This is a genomic window from Erwinia magellanica, from assembly GCF_039023495.1.
Lineage (GTDB): Bacteria > Pseudomonadota > Gammaproteobacteria > Enterobacterales > Enterobacteriaceae > Erwinia.
In genome coordinates this window covers 127,457-147,770 of the sequence record NZ_JBCHVC010000006.1, presented here as the reverse complement: position 1 = coordinate 147,770, position 20,314 = coordinate 127,457, and the positions used below count along the sequence as shown (strand labels likewise).

Sequence of the window (20,314 nt, the reverse complement as noted above, 5' to 3'; positions counted from 1 at the left end):
CCACAGGGAGAAGTGCGTGAGGCGATTACCAGGAATTCTGCTGCTGACTGGCGCAACGGTTGTGGTGATCGTTGCGCTGATGGTCAGCGGGCTGCGTCTGGTTTTGCCGCATATCAACAGCTGGCGGGAGCCTTTGCTGGAGAAGATCTCTGTGGTTGCCGGAGTGCCGGTGCAGGCCAGCGCCCTGAACGGTCACTGGGAGAATTATGGCCCGGTGCTGGAGATCCGCGACCTGCATCTCAGCTTGAAGGAGGGGGACGATCTGCAAGCGGAGCGCATTACCCTGGCGCTGGATATCTGGCAGTCCATACTGCATCTGCGCTGGCAGTTTCGTAACCTCACTTTTTATCAGCTTAACCTGGCCACCAGCAAGCCGCTCACCTCGGGAGATGGCGCAAAACTAAAGCTGGAACCGGGTAAATTCATCGATCTCTTCCTGCGTCAGTTTGACCATTTCGATCTGCGCGACAGCCATATCAGCTTCCTCACGCTTTCCGGCCAGCGCGCCAGGCTCGATATCCCGCAGCTAACCTGGCTCAATGAGAAAACCCGTCACCGCGCAGAAGGTATCGTTAACCTCTCCAGTTTTACCGGGCAGCATGGCGAAGTGCAGGTTCGTCTGGACCTCAGCGACAGCAATGGCTATCTCGATACTGGCCGGGTCTGGATGCAGGCCGATGATGTGGATGTGAAACCCTGGCTGGGAGAGTGGATGCGTGATAACACCACGCTCGACAGCGCCCGCTTCAGCCTGGCAGCCTGGATGAGCCTTAGAGAAGGTGAAATTTATGACGGTGATATTCAGCTGAAAAAAGGCGGGGCGAGCTGGCAGGGCGATAAGCAGCGGCACAGGCTCACGGTGGATAACGTGACTGCTCACGTCTCCCGCTTTAACAGCGGCTGGCAGATTGAACTGCCGCAAACCAACCTGGTAACGGATGGTCAGCGCTGGCCTGACGGGCGGCTCTCCCTGCTGTGGCTGCCGGAAAACGGCCTGCTGCCGGGGCCTAATCATAATGAAGAGGTGCGGGTGCGCGCCACTCAACTGGATCTGGAACGTATTGATCCGCTTATCCCGCTTTTTTCCCGACTCTCTCCCACGCTGCTGGAAAACTGGCGTTCTTTACAGCCTAAAGGGCGGCTTGAGGCACTGGCTGTTGATCTTCCCGTTCAGCAACCCGAGCAGAGCCGCTTCCAGGCGCGCTGGCGTGATCTGAGCTGGAAGCACTGGGAATTGCTGCCCGGAATGGAGCATTTAAACGGAACCGCGTCTGGCGGCTTTGCCAATGGCAAGGTGACTTTCGACATCAACAAGGCAAGCCTGCCTTATGGCACCATGTTCCGTGCGCCGCTTGAAATTGAAGCGGCTAAAGGCTCGTTTAACTGGCAGTATGATAAAGACCACTTCTCCTTTGCCGGCCACCAGCTGGATATCAAAGCCCGTTCGCTGTGGGCTAAGGGTGACTTCACCTATGCCCAGCTTAAAGATCAGGCTCCGCGCCTGGATATCCTCGCCGGGATTAATCTCACAAATGCTGGCGATGCATGGCGTTACCTGCCGGAGCCACTGATGGGCACCTCGCTGGTGAACTATCTGAGCGGGGCGATCAAGGGGGGAGAGGTTCACAATGCTTCCCTGATCTTCGCCGGTAATCCACAGCTCTTCCCGTTTAAGCATAACGAAGGGATGTTTGAAGTGTGGGTGCCCCTCCGGAAAGCGACCTACCAGTTCCAGCCAGGCTGGCCCGATCTACAGGATCTGGATATCAATCTCGATTTCATCAATAACGGACTGTTTATGAAGGCTGAACAGGCGAAATTAGGAAAGGTTTACGGAAACAATGTCTCTGCGGTCATCCCCGATTATCTCAAAGATAAGCTGATCGTTGACAGCGAGATCGTCGGCGCAGGTAAAGAGATTGGTCACTATTTTAATCAGACGCCGTTAAAGTCTTCACTGGGCGCGGCGCTGGATGAACTCCAGATCGACGGGGATGTAAGTGGTCGCTTACATCTTGATATTCCGCTGGACGGCAAGCCGGTCAGAGCCACGGGCGAGGTAGATCTGCTCAACAATTCGCTGTTTATTAAGCCGCTCGACAGCACCATTAAACAGCTAACCGGCCACTTTACCTATGACAATGGCGACCTGAAAAGCGACCCAATGACCGCCAGCTGGTTCGGTCAGCCTCTGAATGTCAGCTTCAACACGCAGGAAGGCGACAAAAACTATCAGATTGGCGTCGATCTTCAGGGGGACTGGCAGCCGGGCAAGATAGATGCTGTCCCTGTGCAGCTGCGCGATAAGCTGGCGGGTGACGCCAACTGGAAAAGTAATGTCCTGATCAATCTGCCGCATGCGGGTGGAGCAAATTATCAGATTGCCCTGGAGGGTGACCTCAAAAATGTAAGTAGTCACTTACCCGAACCGCTGGATAAGAAGAAGGGCGAAGCCCTGCCGGTGAAGGTTTCCGCTAAAGGAGATCTACAGAGTTTCAACCTCAACGGTACGGTTGGCGAGGGAAGCCGCTTTAACAGTCAGTGGTTGCTGGGCAAACAGCTGAAAGTAAGCCGCGGCATCTGGGAAAATAATACAAAACATATTCCGGCCTTACCTGACTCGGATGGCATGGTACTGAATCTGCCGCCGCTGGATGGCGAAGCCTGGCTGGCGTTGTTCGACAACGGTGGCGGCAATAAAAACGGCCCGTCAGCTGTCGGGAAAAGTCAGTCAGGCCATGCCATGATCCCGGATAATATTACCCTGCGCACGCCCGCTCTGACGCTGGGCGGGCAGCAATGGCATGACCTGGAAGTTACGCTGGGCCAGACGGTATCGGGCGATCCTCAGGTGCAGGCAAAAGGGAAAGAGATTGCCGGAACGCTTAAAATGAACCAGCGAGCGCCGTGGGATGCGCATATCAATTACCTTTATTACAATCCGCAGTGGGGCGACGGGCAAAAGAGTTCGCCGCTGCCTGATGAAGCCACTGCAATCAATTTCAGCAGCTGGCCTGCACTGGGCCTCACCTGTGATGAGTGCTGGCTGCGTGGTCAGAATTTTGGGCGGATGAGGGCTAACCTCAGCCATACCAGCGATACGCTGACCCTGAAAAACGGCCTGATAGATACCGGAAACGCCCGTCTGAAAGTGGAAGGAGAATGGGTTAACCGTCCGGCTGGCCAGCGTACGGCGCTGAAAGGTGTGCTGAGCGGCAACAAAATTAATGATGCTGCCAACTGGTTTGGTGTGAATACGCCATTGCGGGACTCTCCCTTCAGGGTTGATTACGATCTGCACTGGCAATCCGCCCCCTGGGAGCCTTCAGAGGCGACGCTGAGCGGCTTATTGAAAACCCACTTTGGTGCAGGGCAGATAGCTGATGTGAATACCGGCAGAGCGGGACAACTGCTGAGGCTGATGAGTTTTGATGCTCTGCTGCGCAAGCTCCGGCTCGATTTCAGCGATACGTTCAGCCAGGGCTTCTATTTCGACTCCATTAACGGCACGGCCTGGATTGAAAAAGGGGTGATGCGCACCGACAATCTGCTGGTGGACGGTCTTGAAGCGGATATTGCCATGAAAGGAAAGATGGACCTGGTGCAGCGGAAGATCGATATGGAAGCGGTTGTCGCGCCTGAGATTTCGGCTACGGTAGGGGTCGCCGCCGCCTTTGCCGTCAATCCTGTGGTGGGCGCAGCAGTCTTTGCTGCCAGTAAAGTTCTTGGCCCGCTCTGGAACAAAATTTCCGTGCTTCGCTATCATATTTCCGGCCCCATTGATAAACCACAAATTGATGAAGTGCTGCGTAAGCCGCGCGAAAAGAGCGCGAAGTGAATTTGACGTGACCTGCGAATTGCCTCAGGCTATAGAGATGCGATGCCAGCGATTACTGGCTCATCCAAACAGAGCGAGAATACATGAGTCTGAATCTGGTAAGTGAGCAGTTACTAACTGCGAACAATATTAATCAACAGGATCTCTTTTCCCTTCTCGGTCAGCTGTCTGAACGTAAACTGGATTATGCCGACCTCTATTTTCAATCCAGCTATCATGAATCCTGGGTGCTGGAAGACCGCATCATTAAAGATGGCTCCTGGAATATCGACCAGGGCGTGGGCGTGCGCGCCGTCAGCGGTGAGAAAACCGGTTTTGCCTATGCCGACCAGATTACGCTGAATGCCCTGACGCAAAGTGCCACGGCGGCGCGCAGCATTGTACGTGAGCAGGGAAATGGAAAATCCCATACCCTGGGCGCAGTAATGCACCGGTCGCTTTATCCCACGGCTGATCCGTTGCAGAGCCTGACTCGCGAAGAGAAAATTGCGCTGTTGCATCGCGTTGACAGCGCTGCCCGTGCCGCAGATAAGCGTGTGCAGGAAGTGAGTGCCAGCCTGAGCGGCGTTTATGAACTGATTCTGGTGGCCGCTACCGATGGAACGCTGGCGACCGATGTACGCCCTCTGGTACGCCTCTCTGTCAGCGTGCAGGTTGAGGAAAACGGTAAGCGTGAACGCGGCTCCAGCGGCGGCGGCGGCCGTTTCGGCTATGAATTTTTCCTCGCCGATGAGTCTGGCGAAATGCGCGCAGAAGCCTGGGCGCGTGAGGCGGTGCGCATGGCACTGGTGAACCTGAATGCAGTAGCAGCGCCGGCCGGCACGATCCCGGTGGTGCTGGGCGCTGGCTGGCCTGGCGTACTGCTGCATGAAGCCGTTGGGCATGGCCTTGAAGGTGACTTCAATCGTCGTGGCACCTCGGTGTTCAGCGGGCAGATGGGGCAGCTGGTGGCTTCTGAAATCTGTACCGTGGTAGATGACGGTACTATTGAAGGGCTGCGCGGTTCCCTCGCGGTAGATGATGAAGGCGTGCCGGGTCAGTATAACGTGCTGATTGAAAACGGCATTCTGAAAGGCTATATGCAGGATAAGCTGAATGCGCGGCTGATGGGCGTAAGCCCAACCGGCAACGGTCGTCGTGAATCCTACGCCCATTTACCAATGCCACGCATGACCAATACCTATATGCTGGCAGGGAAATCAACGCCGCAGGATATTATTGAAAGCGTTGAGTATGGCCTCTATGCACCCAACTTTGGCGGCGGCCAGGTGGACATCACTTCCGGTAAGTTTGTCTTCTCAACCTCTGAGGCGTACCTGATTGAGAACGGTAAAGTTACCAAACCGGTCAAAGGCGCGACCCTGATCGGTTCCGGCATTGAAGCGATGCAGCAAATTTCTATGGTCGGAAACGATCTGGCGCTGGATAAAGGCGTGGGCGTTTGCGGTAAAGAGGGGCAGAGTCTGCCGGTCGGCGTAGGTCAGCCCACCCTGAAGTTAGATAAGCTGACGGTGGGCGGCACGGCCTGATCCCACAACTTCTACCGGGAGCACTTCCCCTTTCTGTAGTGGGGACGGTTAGAGCTTTAAGCAGAAGATGAGTAACCCCTGAATAGAGCGCTTTTAGCGCTCTATTTTTTTCGCTGGTACTACTCCTGCCGCGATCCCTGATAGATATCCGCCACTTTATCAAAATACTCCGTCAGATAATTTATGCAGACTTCCACCTTCAGCGGCAGTTTATCTTTCTGCGTATAGACGGCATAGACCGGTCTTGGCGCTGAATGATAGTGCGTAAACAGAATATCCACTTTCCCGGCATTGATCTCCTCTATCACCCACATCAGAGGGAGATAGGCAATCCCGGCACCAGACACCAGCCAGCGGATCAGCGTTTGTGAATCATTGGTAGCGAAACGGCCCTGGGGTGAAAGGCGAATAGAGACCCCTTCCGGCGAAATCAGGTCAAAGTCATTGTCGGGACGAATGCTGTACTCCAGCCAGGAAAACTTACCGATATCTGCGGGGTTATCCGGGGTGCCATGCAGCGTCAGATAGCTTTTCGCTGCGCAGACCACCATGGGCATCGATCCCAGGCGTCGTGAAAACAGGCTGGAGTCCTGAAGTGCGCCTACGCGAATAAGCAGATCCAGCCCGTCAGCAATCAGGTCAGGTGCGGGGTTACCGGTCACCAGGCTTACCGTCAGTCCTGGGTACTCTTTCAGCATTTCAGCCGTCATTGTCGCCAGCACATTTTGCGCCATTGTTGAGGAGCTGCCGATGCGTAGCGCGCCAACCGGAGTGTTATTGAACGCATAAAGCTGTTCATGTACCTGCTGTGCTTCCAGCATCATGCGGCGGCAACCCTGAAAATAGATTTTTCCCGCTTCCGTTAGCCCAAGACTGCGCGTACTCCGGTTCAGCAGCTTGACCTGAAGTTCATCTTCCAGCCTGGCCACACTCTGGCTGACGGCGGAGACGCTCATTTGCAGCCGCTGTGCCGCGGCCGTAAAAGAACCCAGCTCCACTACGCGGGCAAAAACCGACATGCCTTTTAATCTGTCCATTATTAACTCTGGCTTAAAAGTGATTTAGATCACATTAGGTAGAAAACGTATAGTCAGGCGCGTTACTATAGCACCGCCGGGTTACTCTCTTGTAACTCTACTCGTCACTATGCAGGCTCATGGATACGCTATGATTCATTGAGCGCCGGTTAGGATTATCTGACAGCTTACCGTCATGAATTACCTTCAACCTGTAGATCAGCAGACCCCCTTATCAGGGAGGGAGCCTGTTGCAAGGCGTGTGCCCGGCAAGGTACTGACAAGGAAAAAAGATGAGTGTGCTTCCGGTTATTGTGATATTTGGGCTTTCGTTTCCGCCCATCTTCTTTGAAATTATAGTGTCACTGATGCTGTTCTGGCTGGTGCGTCGGCTGCTGACGCCTACCGGGATCTATGACCTGGTCTGGCATCCTGCACTGTTTAATACGGCACTCTATTGCTGCCTGTTCTACCTGGTTTCCCGATTGTTTGTCTGAGGTCTTAGTGAAAGCGCTAACAACTAAAATTGCCCGATACGCCATTACCATTATTCTGGTGATTATCGCCGTCATCGTTATCTTCCGCGCATGGGTCTTCTATACCGAATCGCCCTGGACGCGTGATGCTAAATTTACCGCTAATGTCGTGGCTATTGCCCCCGACGTCAGCGGGCTGATTTCCGATGTGCGCGTCCGTGATAACCAACTGGTGAAAAAAGACCAGGTGCTTTTTGTGGTCGATCAGCCCCGTTATCAGCAGGCGTTAGATGAAGCGGAAGCGGACGTGGCTTACTATCAGGCGCTGGTGAATGAGAAGCGGCGTGAAGCCAGCCGTCGTAATCAGCTCGGCGTTTCCGCCATGTCCCGTGAAGCAATCGAGCAGTCTAATAACGATTACCAGACTTCGGAACATCAGCTGGCGAAAGCGGTTGCCACGCGTGATACCGCTAAGCTGGATCTGGCCCGTACCGTGGTTAAAGCGCCTTCCGATGGCTGGGTCACCAACCTGAATGTCTACCGGGGAGAGTTTATTACCCGCGGCTCCACGGCGGTGGCGCTGGTTCAGCAGCATACTTTCTATGTGCTGGCCTATATGGAAGAGACCAAGCTGGAGGGCGTCCGTCCGGGTTACCGGGTTGAAATCACCCCGCTGGGCAGTAACCGGGTTCTGCACGGCACGGTAGACAGCGTTGCCGCAGGCGTAACGAACAGCAGCAGCACCATCGACAGCAAAGGCATGGCTACCATCGACTCCAACCTTGAGTGGGTGCGGCTGGCGCAGCGCGTACCGGTACGCATTCATCTGGACGAGCAGCAGGGCAATCTCTACCCGTCGGGTACCACAGCCACTGTGGTGGTAACCGGCGCCAGCGACCGTAAACCCGAAGAGATGTCGCCGATGATGAAATTGATGCATCGCCTGCGTGAGTTCGGCTAACCAGGGGCGCATTATGCAGTGGCACCGTTTGCGGTTCCCGATCAAGCTGACCTTTGCTATTTTGCTGGCTCTGCTTATCGGCTTTCACTTTAATCTGGAAACGCCTCGCTGGGCGGTGATGACCGCCTGTATCGTTGCGGGCGGCACGGCTTTTGCCGCCGGAGGCGATCCCTTTTCTGGCGCTCTGCGTCACCGTGGCATGTTACGCATTATCGGCACTTTTCTGGGCTGTATTGCGGCACTGACCATCATGATAGCTACCATTCGCGCGCCCGCTCTGATGCTGCTGCTTTGCTGTCTCTGGGCGGGATTCTGCGTCTGGCTCTCTTCACTGATCAGAGTTGAAAACTCCTATGCGCTGGGGCTGGCGGGCTATACCGCGCTGATAATCGTGGTCAGCGTGGATGCAAACGGCTCTGTTCTTCTGGCTCCGCAGTTTGCGGTAGAGCGTTGTAGCGAGATCATTATCGGCATCGTTTGTGCCATTCTGGCCGATATGCTGTTTTCTCCCCGTTCCATTAAAAACGATATCGATCGTGAAATTGATGCGCTGCTGGTCGATCAGTACAAGCTGATGCAGCTCTGCATCGCCCACGGTGACCGGGAAGAGGTGGATAAACTCTGGACAGGGCTGGTGCGCCGCACCTCCGCGCTGAACGGCATGCGCAGCAACCTGATGATGGAGTCCAGCCGCTGGCAGAAGATTGACGAGCGGATGCGGGCCTTGAATACCCTCTCGCTTACGCTGATCACGCAGGCCGCAGAAACCTATCTTATTCAGAACTCCCGCAAGGAGTATGTTCCGCCACAGTTCCACATCTTTTTTGAAAAGCCGGTTGAGAACATTGGTGATATCCACAAACGCATGAAAATCATGCGTAGGGTCATTACCCGCAGCGGCAGCAAAAACACGCCGGTGACCATCCGTAACTGGGTAGTGGCCGCCACGCGTTACCTGCTGTTGCTGAAAGGGATCCATACCAACAGCAGCATCAGCCGTATTGAACAGGAAGTGCTGAACGATGAACCTGTGGTTAAAATGCGTTCTGCCGAAACCCGGCACGCGTTGATTAACGGCATTCGTACCTTTGTGGCGACATCGGTGGGATCGCTCTTCTGGCTATGGAGCGGCTGGACTTCAGGAAGCGGAGCAATGGTGATGCTGGCAGTTATTACCGCGCTGGCTATGCGCATGCCTAATCCGCTAATGATGGCGAAAGACTTCCTCTATGGCATGGTGGTGGCTATCCCGCTAGGCTCGCTCTATTACATGGTGATCATGCCCGCTACTCAGCAAAGTATGCTGTTACTGTGCATCGCCCTTGGCGTGATGGCTTTCATCGGTGGGATACTGATCCAGCGGCGACAAATTGGTACGTTGGGTGCGTTGGTGGGGACAATCAATATCATCACGCTTGATAACCCAATGACCTTTAATGTCAGTGCATTTCTGGATAATGCGCTTGGTCAGGCGATTGGCTGTTTCCTTGCGCTGCTGGTGATCCTGCTGATCCGCGACACCTCTAAAGCGCGCACGGGGCGCATTCTGCTTAACCGCTTTATGTATGCCGCCGTCTCTGCCATGACCACCAATCAGGCCCGCCGTCGTGAAAACCATCTTCCCGCGCTCTATCAACAGCTCTTTATGCTGCTGAATATGTTCCCCGGTGACATCGATAAATTCCGTATAGCCCTGACGTTGATCATCGGACATCAACGCCTGCGGGATGCGGATATCCCGGTGAACAGCGACTTGTCGGCTTACCACAAACAGCTGCGACATACCGCCGATCGCGTGATTGCCTCCGGAACCGACTCTAAACGCCAGCACTATTTTGAACGGTTGCTGGCTGAACTGGAGGTCTACCAGGAAAAATTGCGCCATTACGAGGCGCCGCTAAGCGTGACCGAGCCGGTGCAAAGGCTGGCCTTCATGCTGAAAAAATATCAAAACACCCTGATTAAAATTTGATTCAACGCTGATACCCTCTGGTATCAGCGCTTTCCCACTCCGCACTCTCCCGCCTCAACATCTGCCAACTATACTTATTTTTATTATGTTGGTTATTCAATGAGGAGAAGACCATGAGCACCTCCACGCTACAGGACAATGCGCTATTCCAGACCGGTTACTTTGTGGGTGGTCAGTGGCTGCGCGGCACTGCAACCTTCGATGTAGTTAATCCGGCAACCGGCGAGGTTATCGCTCAGGTGGCACGAGCAGGGAAAGCGGAAACGGAACAGGCTATTAATGCAGCGGAGAAAGCCTTCCCTGCCTGGCGCGCAAAAACGGCGAAAGAGCGCAGCGAGATCCTTTATCGCTGGTATCAGCTGATGATTGAAAATAAAACCTGGCTGGGCAAGCTGATGACCGCTGAGCAGGGCAAGCCGGTTAAAGAGGCTGAAGGCGAGGTTGAGTATGCAGCCAGCTTTATTCAGTGGTTTGCTGAACAGGCTAAACGCGCAAATGGTGAAATTATTCCGCCGGCAAAAGCAGGCTCACGCATTCTGGCAACGCGTGAACCTGTAGGCGTGGTGGCGGCCATCACGCCCTGGAATTTCCCGATGGCAATGCTGACCCGTAAGCTGGGGCCAGCGCTGGCCGCAGGCTGTACCGGCATTATTAAACCCGCCAATAACACGCCGCTCTCCGCCTTTGCGCTGCTGGCGCTGGCGCAGAAAGCGGGGGTGCCGGATGGCGTCCTGAACGCTGTCGCGGGGGACACGCACGCTATCAGCGATGCCATTATGGCCAGCAAAGTGGTAAGAAAAATCTCTTTCACCGGCTCTACCGCCGTTGGCAAACTGTTGATGCGTAACGCCGCAGAAACAATGAAAAAAGTGTCGATGGAACTGGGAGGCAATGCACCCTATATCGTTTTTGAGGACGCGGATATCGATGCGGCCGTTAAGGGCGCTATTGCCAATAAATTCCGTAACGCCGGGCAGGTATGCGTCAGCGTAAACCGGTTCTTTATCCACAACAGCGTTTACGACCGCTTTGTCAGCCAGCTGGCCGAGGAGGTAAGCAAGCTCAAAGTGGGTAATGGTATGGAAGAGGGCGTCATTGTCGGGCCGCTGATTGAAGCTTCCGCAGTGGAAAAAGTGGAAGAGCACGTCAAGGATGCTGTAGCCCATGGCGGCAGGATCGTGACCGGCGGGGCACGGCATACGCTGGGCGGTAATTTCTGGCAGCCGACGGTCATTGCTGAAGCCAATGAGACTATGAAGCTCTCACGGGAAGAAACCTTTGGCCCTGTAGCCGCCTGTTTCCGTTTTGATGATGAAGAGGAGGCGATCCGTCGCGCCAATGAGACGGAATTTGGTCTGGCAGCCTATTTCTATACTCAGGATCTACAACGCGTGTTTCGTGTTTCAGCAGCGCTGGAAAGCGGCATGATTGGCATTAACGAATGTGCCGTCTCCACGGAGCTGGCGCCTTTCGGGGGCGTCAAAGAGTCCGGGCTGGGACGTGAAGGTTCGGTTTCAGGCATGGAAGAGTATCTGGAAGTCAAAGCCCTGCATATAGGGGGACTGTAACTCAACGGGCGGGTAACACCGCCCAGATGTGTGCCTCGCGGAGCGGCTAACATGAGAACAGAGTCATTTGATTTTGATGAAATTGTCGATCAGGCGCATTTTTTTCGCCAGTTCAGCCATCGTTTGGCGCTTACCGATTTGACCGTAACGGATTTAGAGGGTTTACGTGAGGTCATGAAGGCAGGCGTGCTCTCTTTTCCGCTGGAGATAATCTTTATCCATCTGGGAAAAGGTCAGAAACCACGCTATGGGGCGTTGATCCAGTTATTTGAAGAAGCTGAAGAGGAGCTGGAGGGGCAGCTCCGCTTCAGCATTCGTTAAAGGCAGTGGCAGGGTAAAAAAGGCCCCGGCAAGCGGGGCCAAAGGGTCGTCATACTGACGAGGAATATCCTGGAGGGGGTTAAAGCGGTGTCGCTTACAGGCATGCTTCGACGACATGCCCGCAAAACCGCTCTTATTTATACAGCTCAGCCGTGGCGTGGTAGTTGCCGTTATTATAGGCCTCAATCACACGGTAATGGCTGGCGCCCTGCTGTTCGGCTTTCTGAGAGAGCGCCTCACGGATAACGGTTGGCGCTCCGTCAATCCCGCTTACGCTTACGGTGCCCATGGATTGCAGATTTTGCTCAGCAGCCTGTTGGTCAGTCACGAGGTTAGCGGCGCTGGCACCGAAAGAGAGGACAGAGGCCAGACTGAGTACAGCGATAGCGAATTTAGTTTTCATTTTTCATGCTCCACAAAGTGTTGAGCGGTAACCGAAAGGGCTGCAAAGCGATTATTATTCTTGGGGTTACCGTATTGTCAGGTTAAAACGGGTCGATCGGGTTCGTTTATTTGTACAGCTCAGCAGTCGCATGGTAATTACCGTTGTTATAAGCCTCTATAACATGGTAAGCGCTGGCGCCCTGGGCATCCGCTTTATCGCTCAGCTTCTGCTTGATGTCCATGGGGGCACCTGCGACGCCGCTGACGGAAATGGTACCTACAGATTGCAGATTTTGCGCCTGATCCGCGTTGACAGATTCAGCTGCAAAAGCACCAAACGACAGGGTGGAAAGCAGGCTTAATGTGGCAATAGTGGTTTTAATGTTCATGGTTTATTCCTCGTAGTCCGTTTTTATCTTTCTGTTTAATGTGATTCTCATCACGAAAAGAAGTATAGATCTAATCACCCGAAAAATTAATAGCATGCTAATAATCTTTTGTTGTGATCCTTTACCCCATTTTCGTCTTTTAATAACTACTGGTTATAAAAGCTGCTGATAATTTCGCCTTTTCTTGTTAAATACATGTAAAAACATAGATATAGGGCAATTTAGCCTTTTGTGCGCTACTTTTTGGTTGATCACACTGTGAGACGAGAGTATCCAGTTTTTATGGCTGCATCTGCGCGGCAGAGGCAGTTCATCATGCTGGAGAAAGCGGGGACAGTTGTCAGCAAAAAGCCAGCAGGTGCTGGCTTTCATGCGAGGATAAAAAGGGGAAGGGTCAGCCAGTAGGTCTGGCTACTGCTTAGAGCTCCTGTTCGAACAGGATCAGGATGGTGTCAATCAGCTTCCTGACCGTAAAGTTTCGCGCAGGGGTAATAAAAATGGTGTCATCTCCGGCGATGGTGCCAAGAATACCTTCAGCTTTACCCAAAGAGTCAAGCATGCGCGCGATGAGCTGAGCCGCCCCCGGACTGGTGTGAATAACTATTAGCGCATCGTTATAGTCGATATCCAGCACAAGATTTTTAAGTGGGCTGGTGGTTGTCGGCACGCCCAGTTCAGCAGGCAGACAATAAACCATCTCCATTTTGGCGTTACGCGTACGCACCGCGCCAAATTTGGTCAGCATACGTGACACTTTAGACTGGTTGATATTGTCAAAACCCTCTTCCTGTAGCGCGGCCACAATTTCGCCCTGAGAGCTGAATTTCTCTTCTTTTAACAAAGCCTTAAAGGCTTTAATCAGATCTTCTTGTTTTGATGGATTACGCATAGGTGTCCGCTAAAATTCGCTGTATATAAGGAAAAGCCCAGAGGCAATAATACATTATTATGCAATTATATGAATTTTTATGCAATGCATAAGCGGGTTAATTGACCGGAGTGCCAGGCGGAGCGGCAGTTTACCAAATATTACGGATGAAAAAAATGCGTTATTCACTGCCAGGCTTGATCGAAAAGTAAACGAATTGTTATTAAAATGATGTTGTTCTGATTAGCGCTAAGGGTGTAATGTAACGCCGAAACATGTTGTCTGCAGACGGCTACGAATAGCGTTTCCCGTAATGCGGTCAATCTCACTCGCTTCAGCGTTTTCAGGCATAACGCCCGAAACCACAGGAAAGCTTTTCACGTTTGACCTTACGGGTCGTCTGTTCTTAACCCGATGGATTCACGGCACATTTCGTACACTTATAAGGAGTTCAGGATGAAAGTTGCAGTTCTCGGCGCAGCCGGCGGTATTGGCCAGGCTCTCGCACTTCTGCTTAAAACCCAGCTTCCGGCGGGTTCAGACCTTTCTCTGTATGACATTGCTCCCGTTACGCCTGGCGTTGCGGTTGACTTAAGCCATATCCCTACAGCTGTTACAATCAAAGGATTCAGCGGCGAAGACGCCAGACCCGCCCTTCAGGGTGCCGATGTGGTACTGATCTCCGCTGGCGTTGCCCGTAAACCGGGTATGGATCGCTCCGACTTGTTCAACGTCAATGCTGGCATTGTGCGTAATCTGATCGAACAAGTCGCCAGCACCTGTCCTGAAGCCTTGATTGGCGTGATCACCAATCCGGTCAACACCACGGTGGCGATTGCCGCCGAAGTGCTGAAAAAAGCCGGCGTTTACGATAAGAACAAGCTGTTTGGTGTCACGACGCTGGACATCATCCGCTCTAACACTTTTGTGGCTGAGCTGAAAGGCAAAAATCCTGCTGAGCTGGATGTCCCTGTTGTCGGCGGGCACTCCGGTGTGACCATCCTTCCGCTGCTCTCTCAGATCCCTGGCGTCAGCTTTACCGAACAGGAAGTCGCTGACCTGACCAAACGCATTCAAAACGCGGGAACGGAAGTAGTGGAAGCGAAAGCTGGCGGGGGATCTGCCACTTTATCGATGGGGCAGGCGGCCGCGAAGTTTGGTCTTTCACTGGTGCGGGCGCTGAACGGTGAGAGCAACGTGGTTGAGTGTGCTTACGTGGAAGGGGATGGCGAACATGCCCGCTTCTTCTCACAGCCGCTGCTGCTGGGTAAAAATGGGGTGGCCGAACGCAAGCCAATCGGTACGCTGAGCGCATTCGAGCAGCAGGCGCTGTCCGGCATGCTTGATACGCTGAAAAAAGATATTACCCTGGGCGAAGAGTTCGTCAAATAAGTGAGCAGAGGGCCAGCCAGCCTGGCCCTCTGTTATTGCACCGCGCTTTCCTGCTAAGTCCCCGGATATTCAAGAACCGTTACAGGCAGCGTCATTTTCCGATCGTTGCGGATAATATCCATATTAATTACCGTACCAGGCCGGATTTCAGCGACCTGATCCATGGTTTCCAGTGCGGAAATTGCCGGTTTATGGTTCACGCTGGTAATCACGTCATTGACCTGCAAGCCCGCTTTAGCGGCTGGCCCACCCTGCGCTACGTTGGTCACTACAATCCCCTGAATATGATCAAGGCCGTTGTTCTGCCCATGCATCTGCGGCACTTCGCGACCACTGATACCTATGAAGCCGCGAATAACGCGTCCATCACGGATCAGTTTATCCATAATTTTTGCCGCCAGCGCAGTAGGGATGGCAAAGCCTATGCCCTCCGGCGTTTCGCCATCGTTGCTTTTATCAAACGACAGGGTATTGATCCCCATCAGTTCCCCCAGCGAGTTGATCAGTGCGCCGCCGGAGTTGCCTTTGTTGATAGAGGCATCGGTTTGCAGGAAGTTCTGGTAGCGCGAAGGGCTTAAGCCCACGCGGCCTGTCGCACTGATTATCCCCTGGGTGACAGTCTGCCCAATGTTGTAGGGGTTGCCGATAGCCATCACCAGATCGCCAATGTGGGCAGTGCGTTTAGGGTTGATAGGGATAACGGGCAGAGCAGAGGCGGTTATTTTCAGCACAGCCAGATCGGTCAGGCTGTCTGACCCCACCAGCATCGCTTCAAAAATACGGCCATCCTGTAACGCAACGATGATCTGATCGGCATCGTTGATCACATGTTTATTGGTGAGAATATATCCCCGGCCATCCATGATCACACCGGAGCCAAGAGTACGGATCTCCAGATTATCCGCAGAGGCATTGGCACTGCGGTTATAGACATTCACCACTGCTGGCGCAGCTCTTCTCACGGCGGAGTTATAGCTGACAGGCGTCTCATCGGCGCTTTCATTCTTATGAGAGAAAAAGTCACTGCCGATCCTCAGCGCTGGCAGGGCAGCCAGCAAGAGACCCGCCACCAGCAGGCCAATAAGCACTGAACGCAAAAGTTTAGGAAACATGGCTTTACAGGGTGAGTGAATCAACTTGGGGAGGATAACATGAGTTAAGCGGACACGCAGGTGTCCGCTTCATGATTTAACGTAAAAGCAGGTAGATGTTCTCATCGCCGCGGATCACATTCAGCGCCAGCAGAGGCGGTTTAGCCTCCAGCAATTTACGCAGTGCTGCCAGATTATCCACTTTCGTCCGGTTAAGACCGACAATGACATCGCCTTTCTGTAAGCCGAACTGCTCGGCCGGAGTGGATTTTTCGACAGCGTCGATAACCACACCTTTGGTGCCGTCCTTCGCAGCGCCGTCACTTAACGTCGCGCCCTGTAGGGCTGGTGTCATCTGCTCGGCGCTGATGGCACTCTGGCTACTGGTATCAAGCTTAACGGTCACCGTCATCGGTTTGCCATCGCGTAGCAGGCCAACCTTCACATCTTTACCTGGCGCGGTGGTTCCGATTTTTACGCGTAGCGCAGCAAAACTCTCCACAGCCTTGTCATCCAGCGTGGTAATGATATCGCCAGATTTAATGCCTGCTTTCGCTGCGGCAGAGCCTGGCAACACTTCGTTGACGAAGGCGCCGCGCTGCACGTCTACGTTGAAAGCTTTCGCCATCTCACCGGTCATCTCGGTGCCCTTGATGCCCAGCTGGCCGCGTTTGACCTCGCCAAATTCAATCAGCTGCTGCGCCAGGTTCATCGCCATATTGCTGGGGATGGCAAACCCAATGCCGATATTGCCGCCAGCAGAGGAGAGGATGGCGGTATTCAGGCCAATCAGCTCACCATTAAGGTTCACCAGCGCACCGCCGGAATTTCCCCGATTAATGGCTGCATCGGTCTGAATAAAGTTTTCCAGTCCTTCCAGATTCAACCCGCTGCGCCCTAATGCAGAAACAATCCCGGAAGTTGCCGTCTGGCCTAATCCAAACGGGTTGCCGATGGCAACGGCAAAATCGCCCACTTTCAGCTGATCAGAATCTGCAATTTTAATTTGCGTCAGCCCTTTTGCGCCGCTGACCTGCACCAGCGCAATATCGGTCTGCTCATCGTGGCCGATCAGTTTGGCATCAAATTCACGTCCGTCGCTTAGCTGTATGCTGATTTTATCTGCGCCATTCACCACATGATTGTTGGTCAGCACGTAGCCTTTTTCAGCATTGATCACCACGCCAGAGGCCAGCCCTTCAAACGGCTGAGGCTGAGCATCACCCTGGACGTTGCCCTGGCCGAAGAAGCGTTTTAACGGCTCCGGGATCTCCTGAGTTTGTGTCTGCGTCCCTTCCACATGCACGCTGACCACTGCCGGCAGCACTTTCTCCAGCATCGGCGCCAGGCTTGGCAACGGTTGCCCTTCCACCTGCGCAGGCAGGGTAGCAAAAGCCTGAGGAGCAAGGGCCAGATTCAAACCAACGCTCAATGCCACTGCGCTTAAAAGTAAGGATTTTTTCTTCATCGTTACGACGCTCTCGCTACCGGTTAATGGGGAAGTTGGAAACACAACTGCCTGGATACAAGCATAAGAAAAGGGCGCGGCGCGCCCTTATAACATGGTTATTTCTGTGCAGCGCGGTCGCCGCGAAGCAATCCTGATGCGCTGTCCGGATAGTCGCGCGGCATCTGGACAGGAACCTGATCGTTATCCGCTTCAGACTCCGTCAGCTGATAAGCAAACGGGTTCTTTTCACCCGGAAGGTTAGGCAGCAGATCGTTCGAACCTTTCGCCATATGCTGATAAAGCTGGCGGTAATCCCGCGCCATGTTATCCAGCAGCTCAGCGCTCTGTGCAAAGTGGCTGGTCAGCTCTTCGCGGTAATCGGAAAGCTCCGCTTTGGTTTTTTCCAGCTCATACTGCATGCTTCGCTGTTCACGAAGCTTCCTGTTACCGAAACGCATTGCCACCGCGCCGATGATTAATCCCACTACCAACCCAATAAGCGCGTATTCCCAGGTCATAATAACTCCCGTGTTGTCGTCGTTGTTCCGTAAGGGCTACTGGCCAACGCCAGTTCACTACCTGCCACTATAACCGCTAATCTGATGGAAGTGGAATCCTGAGGCTGCATCGCTTAGTGTAGAGCGGCCTTTTTTTCGACAATCAAATACCTGGCGCACCGAATTTTTCAGGAAATGTGACTAAATTATGCAAACGCTCTCCCCTTTGACGTTGTACCAGCAGGCACTGGATAAAGGTGAATTTCAGCCTGATGATGTTCAACGTGAAGCAATGACCCGTCTGGACGGGATTTTTCAGGCCCTGACTCAGGTTGAAGCGCCCTCTGCACCCTCCGGCAAGGGGTTATTTGGCAAGCTGAATAAGCTGTTGGGTAAGGGACAAACGGAGACTCAGACACCGGCGCGCGGGCTTTATATGTGGGGCGGCGTTGGGCGGGGAAAAACCTGGCTGATGGATCTATTTTTTCAGTCAATTCCTGGTGAGCGCAAGCAGCGGTTGCATTTCCACCGGTTTATGTTGCGCGTCCATCAGGAACTGACCGAATTACAGGGCCAGAGCGATCCGTTGCAGATCGTTGCCGATCGCTTTAAGAGCGAAACGGATCTGCTCTGCTTTGATGAATTTTTTGTCTCTGACATTACCGATGCGATGCTGTTGGGGACGTTGATGGAGGCGCTGTTTGCCAGAGGAATTACGCTGGTCGCCACCTCCAATATTCCGCCAGACAATCTTTACCGCAACGGTTTGCAGCGTGCCCGCTTCCTGCCCGCTATTGAGATGATCAAGCAACATTGCGACGTTATGAACGTTGACGCTGGTATTGATTACCGCCTGCGGTCGTTGACCTCTGCTCATCTGTGGATATCGCCATTAAACGATGCCACGGATAAAGAGATGGATCGCATGTTTATTGCGCTCTCCGGGCAAGCAAGAGAAGAGAAGCCGGTCCTTGAGATCAATCACCGTTCTCTCGCCACCCAGGGTGTGGCTGAGGGCGTTGTAGCGATAGATTTCCTGACGCTGTGCGGAGAGGGGCGCAGCCAGCACGACTATATTGAGCTTTCACGGCGTTTTCATACCGTATTGCTCTATAACGTACCGGTGATGATCTACAAAACAGAAGACCAGGCGAGAAGATTTCTGGCCCTGGTGGATGAGTTCTACGAACGGCATGTTAAGCTGGTGGTCTCCGCCGAAGCCTCGCTGTATGAGATTTATCAGGGCAGCAGGCTGAAGTTTGAATACCAACGCTGCGTCTCCCGTTTACAGGAGATGCAAAGCGAAGAGTACCTCCGTCTGGCACATTTGCCCTGAGGCAAGCCAGGGCGGGGGAGGGGACGCAATTATTATCAAAAAAGGGTCGCTCTTTACGGGCGACTTCTCTATAATCTTGCGACCCCACGTTACAACAAAGGTTTTTTTCCCAAAACTCTTTGTGTTCCAGTAACTCTATCCGAAGGGGTGGGCTTGCTGGTCAAGATGGTCGTGTGAGCCTCAACCGTTTATTCAAGCGTTTGGGATTTCACCAACGTGTAACTTAATTTGGGTAAGCTTTTAGATGAAAACTTTTACAGCTAAGCCAGAATCGGTCCAACGTGACTGGTTTGTTGTTGACGCAACAGGCAAAACCTTAGGTCGTTTAGCGACTGAACTGGCTCGTCGCCTGCGCGGTAAGCACAAAGCGGAATATACTCCGCACGTAGATACCGGTGATTACATTATCGTTCTTAACGCCGAAAAAGTTGCCGTAACCGGTAACAAGCGTACCGATAAGGTTTATTACCATCACACCGGCCACATCGGTGGTATCAAGCAAGCGACCTTCGAAGAGATGATTGCTCGCCGTCCTGAGCGTGTGATTGAAATCGCGGTTAAAGGCATGTTGCCAAAGGGCCCGCTGGGCCGTGCTATGTACCGTAAACTGAAAGTTTACGCGGGCAACGAGCACAACCATGCGGCGCAGCAACCGCAAGTTCTTGACATTTAATCGGGATTACAGGCAATGGCTGAGAATCAAAACTACGGCACTGGTCGCCGCAAAAGCTCTTCCGCACGCGTCTTTATTAAGCCGGGTAGCGGTAACATCGTTATCAACCAGCGTTCATTAGAACAGTACTTCGGTCGCGAAACTGCCCGCATGGTAGTTCGTCAGCCGCTGGAACTGCTGGACATGGTCGGTAAATTCGATCTGTACATCACCGTTAAAGGTGGTGGTATCTCTGGTCAGGCTGGTGCGATCCGTCACGGTATCACACGCGCTCTGATGGAGTATGACGAGTCACTGCGTTCCGAACTGCGTAAAGCAGGCTTCGTAACTCGTGATGCTCGTAAAGTTGAACGTAAGAAAGTCGGCCTGCGTAAAGCACGTCGTCGTCCTCAGTTCTCCAAACGTTAATTTGCTCTGCTTCGGCAGAAAAAATTATCGGAAAACCCGGTGCCTGCACCGGGTTTTTTCTTTTCCGCCATCGGCAAAAATGGTTGAAAACGCGACGGGCTTTACCCTTTTCCCGTCAAATCGACGTTCCCGCCCCACAAGCTGT

Annotated in this window: 18 protein-coding genes; 11 read left to right on the top strand and 7 right to left on the bottom strand. The window is 53.3% G+C overall.

All coding sequences use genetic code 11. The features are described from left to right. Nucleotides 1-16: 16 nt before the first annotated feature. Both yhdP and tldD read left to right on the top strand, forming a co-directional pair. A complete protein-coding gene (gene yhdP / locus AAH450_RS19275; RefSeq protein WP_342911659.1) occupies nt 17-3,838 on the top strand; it encodes an AsmA2 domain-containing protein YhdP in 3,822 nt (1,273 codons plus the stop codon). Between the two features lie 83 nt (nt 3,839-3,921). Then, the gene (gene tldD / locus AAH450_RS19270; RefSeq protein WP_318791523.1) at nt 3,922-5,367 is read left to right on the top strand and encodes a metalloprotease TldD; all 1,446 of its coding nucleotides are present in this window, start codon (nt 3,922-3,924) and stop codon (nt 5,365-5,367) included. A 119-nt stretch (nt 5,368-5,486) separates the two neighbouring features. Here the strand turns inward: tldD and aaeR are convergent, their stop codons facing one another. Then, nucleotides 5,487-6,404: an HTH-type transcriptional activator AaeR gene (gene aaeR / locus AAH450_RS19265; RefSeq protein ID WP_342911658.1), complete on the bottom strand. Its 918-nt coding sequence runs from the start codon at nt 6,402-6,404 to the stop codon at nt 5,487-5,489. A gap of 272 nt (nt 6,405-6,676) precedes the next feature. Here aaeR and aaeX point away from each other — a divergent pair, with 272 nt between their 5' ends. From aaeX to AAH450_RS19240, 5 genes are all read left to right on the top strand, one after another. Continuing rightward, nucleotides 6,677-6,880: a p-hydroxybenzoic acid efflux pump operon protein AaeX gene (aaeX, locus tag AAH450_RS19260; protein ID WP_034890367.1), complete on the top strand. Its 204-nt coding sequence runs from the start codon at nt 6,677-6,679 to the stop codon at nt 6,878-6,880. 7 nt (nt 6,881-6,887) lie between these two features. Then, nucleotides 6,888-7,820 (top strand): p-hydroxybenzoic acid efflux pump subunit AaeA, encoded by a 933-nt coding sequence (aaeA, locus tag AAH450_RS19255; RefSeq protein ID WP_342911657.1) that lies wholly within the window; start codon nt 6,888-6,890, stop codon nt 7,818-7,820. 13 nt (nt 7,821-7,833) lie between these two features. After that, nucleotides 7,834-9,792, top strand: a complete 1,959-nt coding sequence (aaeB, locus tag AAH450_RS19250; RefSeq protein WP_342911656.1) for a p-hydroxybenzoic acid efflux pump subunit AaeB — start codon at nt 7,834-7,836, stop codon at nt 9,790-9,792. 113 nt (nt 9,793-9,905) lie between these two features. Beyond that, on the top strand, nt 9,906-11,360 hold the full coding sequence (locus AAH450_RS19245) for an NAD-dependent succinate-semialdehyde dehydrogenase (RefSeq protein ID WP_342911655.1): 1,455 nt from the start codon (nt 9,906-9,908) through the stop codon (nt 11,358-11,360). A gap of 51 nt (nt 11,361-11,411) precedes the next feature. Beyond that, the gene (locus AAH450_RS19240) at nt 11,412-11,681 is read left to right on the top strand and encodes a barstar family protein (protein WP_342911654.1); all 270 of its coding nucleotides are present in this window, start codon (nt 11,412-11,414) and stop codon (nt 11,679-11,681) included. Nucleotides 11,682-11,814: 133 nt separating this feature from the next. Here AAH450_RS19240 and yhcN (AAH450_RS19235) read toward each other — a convergent pair whose 3' ends face one another. From yhcN (AAH450_RS19235) to argR, 3 genes are all read right to left on the bottom strand, one after another. After that, nucleotides 11,815-12,084, bottom strand: coding sequence for a peroxide/acid stress response protein YhcN (gene yhcN, locus AAH450_RS19235; RefSeq protein ID WP_342911653.1), 270 nt, complete (start codon nt 12,082-12,084; stop codon nt 11,815-11,817). A gap of 106 nt (nt 12,085-12,190) precedes the next feature. After that, the gene (gene yhcN / locus AAH450_RS19230; protein WP_342911652.1) at nt 12,191-12,454 is read right to left on the bottom strand and encodes a peroxide/acid stress response protein YhcN; all 264 of its coding nucleotides are present in this window, start codon (nt 12,452-12,454) and stop codon (nt 12,191-12,193) included. Nucleotides 12,455-12,872: 418 nt separating this feature from the next. Next, nucleotides 12,873-13,343 carry a transcriptional regulator ArgR gene (gene argR / locus AAH450_RS19225; protein ID WP_342911651.1) on the bottom strand — a complete coding sequence of 157 codons (471 nt, stop codon included), beginning with the start codon at nt 13,341-13,343 and terminating at the stop codon, nt 12,873-12,875. Nucleotides 13,344-13,778: 435 nt separating this feature from the next. On the opposite strand from argR, the gene mdh reads away from it, so the two are divergent. Continuing rightward, nucleotides 13,779-14,714 (top strand): malate dehydrogenase, encoded by a 936-nt coding sequence (gene mdh, locus AAH450_RS19220; protein ID WP_342911650.1) that lies wholly within the window; start codon nt 13,779-13,781, stop codon nt 14,712-14,714. Nucleotides 14,715-14,767: 53 nt separating this feature from the next. Here the strand turns inward: mdh and degS are convergent, their stop codons facing one another. The 3 genes from degS to zapG form a co-directional block, all read right to left on the bottom strand. Beyond that, nucleotides 14,768-15,826: an outer membrane-stress sensor serine endopeptidase DegS gene (gene degS, locus AAH450_RS19215; protein WP_342911649.1), complete on the bottom strand. Its 1,059-nt coding sequence runs from the start codon at nt 15,824-15,826 to the stop codon at nt 14,768-14,770. Between the two features lie 76 nt (nt 15,827-15,902). Next, on the bottom strand, nt 15,903-17,273 hold the full coding sequence (gene degQ, locus AAH450_RS19210; protein ID WP_342911648.1) for a serine endoprotease DegQ: 1,371 nt from the start codon (nt 17,271-17,273) through the stop codon (nt 15,903-15,905). Nucleotides 17,274-17,371: 98 nt separating this feature from the next. Beyond that, the gene (zapG, locus tag AAH450_RS19205) at nt 17,372-17,773 is read right to left on the bottom strand and encodes a Z-ring associated protein ZapG (protein WP_306210136.1); all 402 of its coding nucleotides are present in this window, start codon (nt 17,771-17,773) and stop codon (nt 17,372-17,374) included. A 187-nt stretch (nt 17,774-17,960) separates the two neighbouring features. On the opposite strand from zapG, the gene zapE reads away from it, so the two are divergent. From zapE to rpsI, 3 genes are all read left to right on the top strand, one after another. After that, on the top strand, nt 17,961-19,088 hold the full coding sequence (zapE, locus tag AAH450_RS19200) for a cell division protein ZapE (protein ID WP_342911647.1): 1,128 nt from the start codon (nt 17,961-17,963) through the stop codon (nt 19,086-19,088). A gap of 244 nt (nt 19,089-19,332) precedes the next feature. Next, the gene (gene rplM / locus AAH450_RS19195; protein WP_306210140.1) at nt 19,333-19,761 is read left to right on the top strand and encodes a 50S ribosomal protein L13; all 429 of its coding nucleotides are present in this window, start codon (nt 19,333-19,335) and stop codon (nt 19,759-19,761) included. A 15-nt stretch (nt 19,762-19,776) separates the two neighbouring features. Next, the gene (gene rpsI, locus AAH450_RS19190) at nt 19,777-20,169 is read left to right on the top strand and encodes a 30S ribosomal protein S9 (RefSeq protein WP_306210142.1); all 393 of its coding nucleotides are present in this window, start codon (nt 19,777-19,779) and stop codon (nt 20,167-20,169) included. Nucleotides 20,170-20,314: the final 145 nt, after the last annotated feature.

Coding starts and splice junctions, on each gene's coding strand:
- AAH450_RS19245 (WP_342911655.1), top strand. CDS start 9,906: ATGAGCACCTCCACGCTACAGGACAATGCGCTATTCCAGACCGGTTAC.
- aaeR (WP_342911658.1), bottom strand. CDS start 6,404: ATGGACAGATTAAAAGGCATGTCGGTTTTTGCCCGCGTAGTGGAGCTG.
- mdh (WP_342911650.1), top strand. CDS start 13,779: ATGAAAGTTGCAGTTCTCGGCGCAGCCGGCGGTATTGGCCAGGCTCTC.
- aaeB (WP_342911656.1), top strand. CDS start 7,834: ATGCAGTGGCACCGTTTGCGGTTCCCGATCAAGCTGACCTTTGCTATT.
- zapE (WP_342911647.1), top strand. CDS start 17,961: ATGCAAACGCTCTCCCCTTTGACGTTGTACCAGCAGGCACTGGATAAA.
- degS (WP_342911649.1), bottom strand. CDS start 15,826: ATGTTTCCTAAACTTTTGCGTTCAGTGCTTATTGGCCTGCTGGTGGCG.
- degQ (WP_342911648.1), bottom strand. CDS start 17,273: ATGAAGAAAAAATCCTTACTTTTAAGCGCAGTGGCATTGAGCGTTGGT.
- aaeX (WP_034890367.1), top strand. CDS start 6,677: ATGAGTGTGCTTCCGGTTATTGTGATATTTGGGCTTTCGTTTCCGCCC.
- zapG (WP_306210136.1), bottom strand. CDS start 17,773: ATGACCTGGGAATACGCGCTTATTGGGTTGGTAGTGGGATTAATCATC.
- tldD (WP_318791523.1), top strand. CDS start 3,922: ATGAGTCTGAATCTGGTAAGTGAGCAGTTACTAACTGCGAACAATATT.
- rpsI (WP_306210142.1), top strand. CDS start 19,777: ATGGCTGAGAATCAAAACTACGGCACTGGTCGCCGCAAAAGCTCTTCC.
- AAH450_RS19240 (WP_342911654.1), top strand. CDS start 11,412: ATGAGAACAGAGTCATTTGATTTTGATGAAATTGTCGATCAGGCGCAT.
- rplM (WP_306210140.1), top strand. CDS start 19,333: ATGAAAACTTTTACAGCTAAGCCAGAATCGGTCCAACGTGACTGGTTT.
- argR (WP_342911651.1), bottom strand. CDS start 13,343: ATGCGTAATCCATCAAAACAAGAAGATCTGATTAAAGCCTTTAAGGCT.
- yhcN (WP_342911652.1), bottom strand. CDS start 12,454: ATGAACATTAAAACCACTATTGCCACATTAAGCCTGCTTTCCACCCTG.
- yhcN (WP_342911653.1), bottom strand. CDS start 12,084: ATGAAAACTAAATTCGCTATCGCTGTACTCAGTCTGGCCTCTGTCCTC.